Annotated in this window: 2 protein-coding genes and 1 pseudogene; all 3 read left to right on the top strand. The window is 57.4% G+C overall.

Features of this window, described 5'->3' with window-relative positions; all coding sequences use genetic code 11:
- Window positions 1-342: 342 nt before the first annotated feature.
- Window positions 343-594 (top strand): GlsB/YeaQ/YmgE family stress response membrane protein, encoded by a 252-nt coding sequence (locus tag BQ17_RS11040; RefSeq protein WP_089727020.1) that lies wholly within the window; start codon window positions 343-345, stop codon window positions 592-594.
- A gap of 35 nt (window positions 595-629) precedes the next feature.
- Window positions 630-1,196 (top strand): Uma2 family endonuclease, encoded by a 567-nt coding sequence (locus BQ17_RS11035; protein ID WP_089727018.1) that lies wholly within the window; start codon window positions 630-632, stop codon window positions 1,194-1,196.
- Window positions 1,197-1,459: 263 nt separating this feature from the next.
- A pseudogene (locus BQ17_RS11030) lies at window positions 1,460-1,752 on the top strand (Uma2 family endonuclease); the annotation flags it as partial.

Raw genomic sequence — 1,752 nt, 5'->3', positions numbered from 1 at the left:
ATTCCCGTGTATACGAATGCTGGACATCGGCCCGATGCTCTCCGCGGCGCGGAGCTTCCAGGTTCCCACGCAGCGCAATGGCATTGGGTTGGGGAGAGGGGGTCAAAGAGCGAAGATCGGTGCCTTTCGGACTCTGGTTGCGAGGCGTTGACCTGAAGTAGATGAGGGTTTACCGTGAGGTAACCTGTGCCAGGGTGATATCCAACCGTCCGGTTCCACGGGTAGTCGCGGGCGAGCTTGCAAGACAGTGCGGCCTGCAACCGGCTGGGCGGACGAGGAAATCACTGTGAAGTTTCGCAGGTCGATCCCACACCATGAGCAACCACTTCCAGAGGTAACACGATGGGCATTTTAAGCTGGATTCTGTTGGGTCTTATCGTAGGGGTTTTGGCAAAGTGGATCATGCCCGGCGATGATCCGGGCGGCATTATCGTTACCATTCTTATCGGTATCGCCGGCGCTTTTCTAGGCGGTTTTGCGGGCACGCAACTAGGTGTCGGTGCCGTAGACGGCTTCAACTTGGTGAGCATAGGCCTGGCTATGGCCGGCGCGCTGGTTTTGCTGCTCGCTTACCGGATTCTTTTCAAAAAGTAGCGGGAGGTCGTGTCTCCGGCTACGGAGAATAAGGAATGCAACCGCAAGCCAGGCTGACGCTCTACGAACATCTTGAGGCCCTGCCCGAGGGTGTAACCGGGGAAATTCTAGACGGCCAACTCCACACCCAGCCTCGGCCCTCGATACCCCATGTGAATGCCAACCTTGTGCTCGGGAGTGAACTGGAAGGACCTTTTCAGAGGGGCCGAGGTGGCCCCGGCGGTTGGTGGATCTTTATCGAGCCTGAGGTGCACTTCGTGCGCAATGCCGAGGTCGTGGTACCGGATCTAGCTGGCTGGCGACGTGAGCGCATGCCGGTACCTCCGGAGGGCCACCGTGTCGAGGTGGTTCCGGATTGGGTGTGCGAGATCCTGTCCCCATCCACAGCGAGCAGGGACCGTGGGATCAAAATGCCCCTCTACGCGCAGTATGGTGTGCGCTATGCCTGGTTGGTCGATCCTGCCAAACGCACGCTGGAGGTGTACCAACTCGATGCCGATGCCTGGCTTGAGGTCAGCCACTTTGCCGATGCTGACCGGGTTATTGCACCGCCGTTCGAGGCCGTATCTATCGTTTTAGAAGACCTGTGGTTGCCGGCCTAAAAATCGCAACCATGGAAGGACCCCCGGAAAGGCTGTTGGTAGCTGTTTAACCTTTACTTTACATAATATACATTATGCGCAATATTGGACGTTTTCAAGTTCAGGGTTATCGTTTTGCCGACAACCCAAATTAGCTGACAATAGCCTGCAAACGTCCGGGTAAACTCATATTGTCTGCAAATCGGTCGAGGTCCCGGTGATTGGTGGTGAGCCCAGCCCTCCAGCCACCGGAAAGTCCAGAGCCGAAAACAGGAGACAAACAGATGGAACCAGCACTTCAACCCACCCTCTACGAGTCCCTGGAGGCCCTACCTGAAGAGGTGACCGGGGAGATCCTGAACAGACAGCTGCATACTCACCCGCGGCCTTCCGGAGCCCATGTGAACGTCGGCTCTATGCTCGGTGCTGAATTGATCGGCCCCTTTCGTAAAGGTAATGGAGGCCCTGGCGGCTGGTGGATCTTCGATGAGCCGGAACTCCACTTCGTGCGGAATGTGGAAGTGGCGGTACCGGATCTGGCCGGTTGGCGACGGGAGCGGATGCCCTACTTGCCGGA

Source organism: Candidatus Thiosymbion oneisti (assembly GCF_900092655.1).
In the GTDB taxonomy this organism is placed as follows: domain Bacteria; phylum Pseudomonadota; class Gammaproteobacteria; order Chromatiales; family Chromatiaceae; genus Thiosymbion; species Thiosymbion oneisti.
Note: the sequence above shows the minus strand (reverse complement) of the source record. Positions and strands in the feature narration are given on the sequence as shown.